The organism is Microbacterium jejuense (assembly GCF_019511665.1).
Classification (GTDB): Bacteria; Actinomycetota; Actinomycetes; order Actinomycetales; family Microbacteriaceae; genus Microbacterium; species Microbacterium jejuense_A.
The window spans coordinates 79,132-85,517 of record NZ_JAEUAW010000016.1; the positions used below are offsets into that span (position 1 = coordinate 79,132).

Annotated in this window: 8 protein-coding genes; 3 read left to right on the top strand and 5 right to left on the bottom strand. The window is 72.0% G+C overall.

Going from position 1 to position 6,386, the window contains the following annotated elements; genetic code table 11:
* Window positions 1-141: 141 nt before the first annotated feature.
* A complete protein-coding gene (locus JNB62_RS16615) occupies window positions 142-1,551 on the top strand; it encodes an HNH endonuclease signature motif containing protein (protein WP_220302017.1) in 1,410 nt (469 codons plus the stop codon).
* Between the two features lie 47 nt (window positions 1,552-1,598).
* Here JNB62_RS16615 and JNB62_RS16620 read toward each other — a convergent pair whose 3' ends face one another.
* The 3 genes from JNB62_RS16620 to JNB62_RS16630 form a co-directional block, all read right to left on the bottom strand.
* Window positions 1,599-2,723: a Gfo/Idh/MocA family protein gene (locus tag JNB62_RS16620; protein ID WP_220302018.1), complete on the bottom strand. Its 1,125-nt coding sequence runs from the start codon at window positions 2,721-2,723 to the stop codon at window positions 1,599-1,601.
* On the bottom strand, window positions 2,720-3,529 hold the full coding sequence (locus tag JNB62_RS16625) for a ThuA domain-containing protein (RefSeq protein ID WP_220302019.1): 810 nt from the start codon (window positions 3,527-3,529) through the stop codon (window positions 2,720-2,722). Before JNB62_RS16625 ends, JNB62_RS16620 begins: the two co-directional genes overlap by 4 nt.
* A gap of 97 nt (window positions 3,530-3,626) precedes the next feature.
* Window positions 3,627-4,385, bottom strand: a complete 759-nt coding sequence (locus JNB62_RS16630; protein WP_220302020.1) for a DUF72 domain-containing protein — start codon at window positions 4,383-4,385, stop codon at window positions 3,627-3,629.
* A 178-nt stretch (window positions 4,386-4,563) separates the two neighbouring features.
* On the opposite strand from JNB62_RS16630, the gene JNB62_RS16635 reads away from it, so the two are divergent.
* On the top strand, window positions 4,564-4,977 hold the full coding sequence (locus JNB62_RS16635; protein ID WP_220302021.1) for a CBS domain-containing protein: 414 nt from the start codon (window positions 4,564-4,566) through the stop codon (window positions 4,975-4,977).
* A gap of 10 nt (window positions 4,978-4,987) precedes the next feature.
* Window positions 4,988-5,590 carry a flavodoxin family protein gene (locus tag JNB62_RS16640; protein WP_220302022.1) on the top strand — a complete coding sequence of 201 codons (603 nt, stop codon included), beginning with the start codon at window positions 4,988-4,990 and terminating at the stop codon, window positions 5,588-5,590.
* A 63-nt stretch (window positions 5,591-5,653) separates the two neighbouring features.
* Here the strand turns inward: JNB62_RS16640 and JNB62_RS16645 are convergent, their stop codons facing one another.
* Both JNB62_RS16645 and JNB62_RS16650 read right to left on the bottom strand, forming a co-directional pair.
* A complete protein-coding gene (locus tag JNB62_RS16645; RefSeq protein ID WP_220302023.1) occupies window positions 5,654-6,046 on the bottom strand; it encodes a group I truncated hemoglobin in 393 nt (130 codons plus the stop codon).
* 45 nt (window positions 6,047-6,091) lie between these two features.
* Window positions 6,092-6,386, bottom strand: a 295-nt coding sequence (locus tag JNB62_RS16650) for a hypothetical protein (RefSeq protein WP_374451127.1), incomplete at its 5' end; no start/stop codon positions are given.

Genomic DNA, 6,386 nt, shown 5'->3' on the forward strand with positions numbered 1-6,386 from the left:
CCGGATCCCCGAACCCGGCGCGACCTCACCTCCCTCCTCCACAGGTCCCGGAGCCGACAGTGCAAGCGAGGTTATCCACAGCTCAGAAACCACGCCGGATCTGGGAGTTTGAATGTCGGAGCCCCTCGTCAGAATGGGCTCATGACAACCATCGCCGACGCGCTCACCGAGCTCGGCGATGTGCTCGCGAGGGTGGCCGATGGGGTCGTCGACGGGTTGCGGGGCGCCGTTGATGCGGAGGTGCTGGCCGCTCTCGCGGCAGCGGGCCGGGTGCGACGCCTCGCGGAGGCTGTGGTGGTCGCGGCCTCCGCGGTGATCGTCGAGCGCGATGAGGCTGTTCCGCACGCGGACCGGGTGACGACGCGTTATGGATGCCGCAACCTGGGCGAACTCGTGCAGCGCGCCACCCGCGTGTCGGGCCGGACCGCGGGCGACGTGGTCACGGCGGCGAAGGCGGTGCGGCAGTCGACCGCACCCTCGACGGGGGAGATGCTACCGGCGGAGCTGCCGTGCATGCGTGACGCGTTGATCGCGGGCGATGCCGGGTTGGACGGGCTGGTGGCAGTGGCCTCGGTGTTCCGCGGGAGCCTCGTCGGTCGGGAGGGTCTGCTGGCCGCAGATGTCGAGCTGGCCGCCGCAGCGCGCGGCGAAGCAGCGAGCTGGGTGTCGGCGGATGAGCTGCGGGCGATGGCGCAGGTGTGGGCGACGTATCTGGATCCGGACGGGACCGAGCCGGTGGAGGCGCGGGCGTTGCGCAAGCGCGGACTGACCATCGGGCGGCGTGGGGCGGACGGGCTGGTCCCGGTGCGCGCCGGCCTGCTACCCGAGGTGGCGGCGCAATTGCAGCTGTGCGTGGAGAGCGTGGTGAGTCCGCGTGTCGACGGTGCTCCGCTGCCGGGGCCGTGCTTCACCGAGCCCGTCCAGGCGGACGGCCCGTTCGAGGCCGCCGCCGACACGCGCACGGCCCCGCAGAAACGGCACGACGCGCTGGCCGTGCTGCTGCAGGCGGCCGCGGCATCCGGAGACCTTCCGATGCTCGGCGGCGCCGCCCCGACCCTGGTGGTGCAGGTGCGGGAACAGGACCTCGCCACCGGCCTCGGGTATGCGCAGCTGCCCGGGGACCCCGAGCCCATCTCGATCGCCGCGGCGCGGCGGGTTGCGTGCTCGGGTGCCGTGCAACGCGTCGTGCTCGGCGCCGGCGGGCGGATCACCTCGATCAGGACCCTGGAGCGGGTGTTCACCCACCATCAGCGCCGCGCGATCACCCTCCGCGACGGCGGATGCCTCATCCCGGGGTGCGATGTACCGCCGCAATGGTGCGAGATCCACCACGTGCAAGAGCACTCCCGCGGCGGCCCGACCCACACCGACAACGGCGTGCTGCTGTGCTGGTTCCACCACCGCACCATCGACACCGGCGGCTGGCAGATCCGCATGATCGACGGCATCCCCCACGTACGCGGCCCGTCCTGGTGGGACGCCCAAGCCCGCTGGCGCCCCACCACGAAGTCACCCACCGTTCGACGTGAGCGCATGGTCCTGCGGACCTGACGCCCGCGAGCCGATCGGTCCCCGTTTCTCACAGAGCCGGTCCGCGGTCACCCGCCTGACTGCAGCGCCTCCCGCGCGGATCCCCACCCCGCCATGACGTCCCGCACCTCGGCGTCGCGCTCTGCGGCGAGCGCGGCGGACAGAGAGGACTCGAGGATCTCGTCGAGCGTCACGCGGCGGCCCTCGCGCGCGCTGAGCATCGCGGCCTCGACCATCGCGAGGCTCAGGATGTTCTCGTGCACGCGGCCCATCGGCTCCTCGCCGGTGCGAAGCGCCACGACGAACTCGCGGAGCGAGCCCGCGATCCCGTCGCCGGGCGCGGTGGCCTCAGCGGACGGCGCGGAACCGTCGCCGACGGCATCCACCGTCGGAGCGTTGTCGCCGTCCCACAGCACCGTGCCGTGCTCCGCCGACAGACGCCACGCGCCGTTCCACGATGTCTCGGCGCCGGGGCTGCACCAGCTGCCGGTGAACACGAAGCGGGCGCCGCCCTCGAACTCGAAGGCCGCGGTGGCCGCGGCGTCGCCGGCGTACCAGCTCCATGACGGGTTGTACTCGTCGCACAGCACCGACACCGGGTCGGCGTCCAGCACGAAGCGCGCCATGTCGAACTGGTGGATCGCCATGTCGAGCAGCAGCGGACTGGCCATCTCGTCGCGGAAGCCGCCGAAGTGCGGCGCCTTGAAGAAGTCGACGGAGAGGATGCCGGCACGCCCGAGCCGCTGCGCCGCCGCTCGCGCGGCGAACAGGTGGTCGTTGTACCGGCGCGACTGGCTGACCATGAACAGCTGCCCCGTCACCCGCGCGGCCGCGGCGAGCGAGAGCGCCTCGGCGACGGTCGCAGCCGCCGGCTTCTCGCCGAGGACCGGAATCCCGGCCCGCAGCGCCGCCAATGTGACCACGTGATGCGCCGCGGGCACCGTGGCGTCGACGATCGCTTGCGCACCGGTCCGCCGGGCGAGCGCGACGGCATCCGGTCCGGTGGCGATGCCCGGCACGCCGACCTCGACGGCGGCATCGTCCGCGACCGCGACGGCCAGGTCGGCGATGCCCGCGAGCTCGACACCCTCCTCGTCGAGAACGGTGCGCAGCCACGCACGCCCCATGGGGCCGGCTCCCACGACGATCACCCGGACGCGACCCGCATCGGCGGGCAGCACGGCGAACGTCATGCGTCTCGGACCTCCGCCGCCGCACGCGCCTCGGCGATCTCGGGGGCCGCGTGCGCGTAGTCGGCGCCGCGGAAGAACTCACCGGTCTCGTAGCGCATCAGCGTCGGCAACGCCCGCTCGGCCCGGTCGCTCGCCGCCCACGCGACGCCGTTCGCGATCACGCGCCGCACGTCGCGGTGGTGGTACACCGGGTACTCCTGGTCGCCCGGGCTGAAGTAGAGGATGCGGCCGTGGCCCCGGCGGAACGTGCACCCCGACCGGAACACCTCTCCCCCGCTGAACGAGCTGATGAACACGAGCTCGTCGGGAGCCGGGATGTCGAAGAACTCGCCGTACATCTCCTGCGCGGGGATGTCGATCGGCTGCGGCACCCCCTGCGCGATCGGGTGCGTCGGGTCGACCGTCCACACCAGCTCGCGATCATGATCGGACCGCCACCGCAGCGTGCAGCTCGTCCCCATGAGCTTCACGAAGATCTTCGACCAGTGGCCGGAGTGCAGCACGATGAGGCCCATGCCCGACAGCACGTGACGGTGCACGCGCTCGACGACCTCGTCGCTCACCTCGCCGTGCGCCGCGTGACCCCACCACGTCAGGACGTCGGTCGCGGCGAGCACCTCCTCGGTGAGGCCGTGCTCGGGCTCGTCGAGCGTCGCGGTGCGGACGACGGCGCCGTCGCCGAGGTTCTCGCGGATGCCGTCGGCGATCGTGCTGTGCATGCCGTCCGGGTAGATCCGGGCGACGCTCTCGTCGTGCTGCTCGTGGCGGTTCTCGCCCCACACGGTGACTCTGATGGGTCTGGTCATGAGGCGATTCTGGCCTCCGCGCGCGGCGCTGCCGGTAAGGCGCGGCGCTATTTCGCGGGTAGAACGACAAATGGATGCCGTCACGCCGCGCGACCCGTCAGCCGAGCATCTCGTCGCGCAGCCGCCGGGCGTCGCGCACTGCGGCGCCGCCGCCGTCGTTGTTGAAGTAGCAGAGCACCGCGAGCCCGGCGTCGCGCCAGTCCGCGATGCGCTGCGCCCACCACGCCAGCGCCGCGTCGTCGTAGCTTCCGACATAGAGCCGCTCGGGGTCGGGGCCGTGGAACCGCACGTACACGAAGTCGGTGGTCGCCCGGGGCTCCAGCGGCATATGCGCTCCGCTGGTCACGCAGTATGCGGCATCCCGGTCCTGCAGCAGGGCGAAGACGTCGTCGGCCACCCATGACGGATGGCGCAGCTCGACGGCGACGCGGCACTCCCGGGGCATCGCGTCGAGCGCTGCGGCGAGACGGTCGTCGTCGCGCTCGAGATCCGGCGGCAGCTGCAGCAGCAGCGGACCCCGCACGTCCCCCAGCCCCGCGCTCCCCTCGGCGAGACGGTCCGACCACGACTGCGCCGACGTGAGCTTGCGCGCATGGGTGAGCCCCCGCGGCGCCTTGACCGCCATGAGGAAGCCCGGCGGCACACGGCCGGCCCACGACTCGAACGACGACCGCCGCGGCCAGTGGTAGAAGCTCGAGTTGAGCTCCACGGTGTCGAAGGACTGCGCGAACTCCTCCAGCCGTCGCGACCCGGTGCCGCGCGGATACAGCACGTCGCGCCAATGGTCGTAGCTCCACCCCGAGGTGCCGATGCGCACTTCTCCCGGGGCGAGTCGGAGCTGCGCGACGGTGTCCATCGTTCTCAGCCTCGCCCGGCACCCGCCGTTCGGGGAGGGGGTTGACGGATGCCGGCAGCCGCGCCACCCCGGCCCTCGGGCGGGCCCCGCCACGCGCAGGCCTTCGGGTCTGTCAACCCCCCTGGCGGTGCCCCGACACCGCGCCTAGCGTCGAAAGCTGAGACGAAGGAGGAAGAAGATGACTGTTGCACGCGAGATCATGACCACGGCTCCCCGGTGTGTGGGAGAGAACGAGACCCTCGTCGACGCCGCGAAGCTGATGGCCTCGCTCGATGTCGGGGCGCTGCCAATCTGCGGCGAGGACAAGCGGCTCAAAGGCATGCTGACCGACCGCGACATCGTCGTGAAGTGCCTCGCGCAAGCCGGCGACCCCGCCACGACGAAGGCCGGATCGCTCGCCGAAGGCAAGCCGGTGACCATCGGCGCCGACGACGACGTGAGCGAGGCCCTCCGGATGATGAAGGAGCACCAGATCCGCCGGCTGCCGGTGATCGACGGCCACGACCTGGTCGGCATCATCAGCCAGGCCGACGTGGCTCTGGCCCTGGCACCCGTCGACACGGGCGAGACGGTCGCCGAGATCTCCGAATGACGGAGGCACCGTGACGACCGCTCTCGCACTGAACTGCACCCTCAAGCCGTCGCCCGACTCCTCGAGCACCGGAGTGCTGCTGCAGCAGGTGCTCGACGCGCTCGCTCTGCACGGAGTGACGGGCGAAGAGGTCCGCGTCGTGGACTTCGACGTGCGTCCCGGTGTCCTCGCCGACATGGGCGACGGCGACGCGTGGCCCGGCATCCGCCGTCGCGTGCTCGCCGCCGACATCCTGGTGTTCGGCACCCCGACGTGGATGGGCCACATGTCCAGCGTCGCCCAGCGCGTGCTGGAGCGCCTCGATGCCGAGCTGTCCGAGACCGACGACGAGGGCCGGCCGATCCTCGCCGGAAAGGTCGCGGCGACCTGCGTCGTGGGCAACGAGGACGGCGCCCACAAGATCACCGCCGACCTGTACCAGGCGCTCGCCGACGTCGGCTTCTCGATCGCGTCGCAGGCCGGCACCTACTGGAACGGCGAGGCCATGCACACCGTCGACTACAAGGACCTCGCCGCGACGCCGGACGAGGTCGCCTCGGCCACCGCGACCCTGGCGCGCAACACCGCGCACCTGGCGGCGCTCCTCGCCGAGCACCCCTATCCGGCCCCCTGATCCGGAAAGACGAGTGGATGCCGGCGGCCCAGGCCGCCGGCATCCACTCGCTCTTCGCAGGGGTTACGCGGTCTGCTCCTGCGCGACCTCGTTCGTGATGACGGGACGCAGCGGCAGCAGCGCGCCGGCGACCTGGCTGATGGCGTCGGCGTCGACGCCCGCCTCGGCGAGCGCAGAGGCGGCGTGGCCGATGACGCGGTCGAAGTCCTCGCCCGAGATGCCGCGGCCGGCGTGCGCGACGCCCAGGTCCTTGCCCTTGTAGCCGTCGGGTCCGCCCGCGGCCGCGGCCAGGAACAGCGCCATGTGGCGCTTCTGGTCGACCATGCGGGTCTCGGTGAAGTACGGCGCGAGCGTCTCGTCGCCGAGGATGCGCGTGTACAGCCCGTCGACGACGGCCGCGATGCCGGCGCCCTCGCCGAGTCGCTGGTACAGGGTCGCTTCGGTGGTGTCAGTCATGAGGTTCCGATCGTGAGGTGGGGATGGATGCGTCGGTGAAATGCGTCAGTAGTCGATGTCGCCCGGGCGCCACTCGGCACGGGCGGGGCGGGCCTCGGCAGGCGCCTCCGGCGACTGCGGAGCCGGCGCCGCGGGGGCGGGATTCGCCCCCAGCCGGCCCAGCTCGCGCTCGATCGACTCGAGCAGCGAGTGCACCTGGGCGGATGCCATGCGGGCGAACTGGCGGGCACGGACCACGTCCTCGGGCGTCGCGGGACCGGCGGCCACGAGGTCGTCGGTCGCGAAGGCCAGGGTGGGCGAGCGGTCGGCGGTGTACGGCGAGGGAGCGGGAGCGCTGTCT

Bases quoted from the DNA above. Each gene is read 5' to 3' on its own strand.
- JNB62_RS16630 (WP_220302020.1), bottom strand. From the start codon at position 4,385: ATGGACACCGTCGCGCAGCTCCGACTCGCCCCGGGAGAAGTGCGCATC.
- JNB62_RS16635 (WP_220302021.1), top strand. From the start codon at position 4,564: ATGACTGTTGCACGCGAGATCATGACCACGGCTCCCCGGTGTGTGGGA.
- JNB62_RS16625 (WP_220302019.1), bottom strand. From the start codon at position 3,529: ATGACCAGACCCATCAGAGTCACCGTGTGGGGCGAGAACCGCCACGAG.
- JNB62_RS16620 (WP_220302018.1), bottom strand. From the start codon at position 2,723: ATGACGTTCGCCGTGCTGCCCGCCGATGCGGGTCGCGTCCGGGTGATC.
- JNB62_RS16645 (WP_220302023.1), bottom strand. From the start codon at position 6,046: ATGACTGACACCACCGAAGCGACCCTGTACCAGCGACTCGGCGAGGGC.
- JNB62_RS16615 (WP_220302017.1), top strand. From the start codon at position 142: ATGACAACCATCGCCGACGCGCTCACCGAGCTCGGCGATGTGCTCGCG.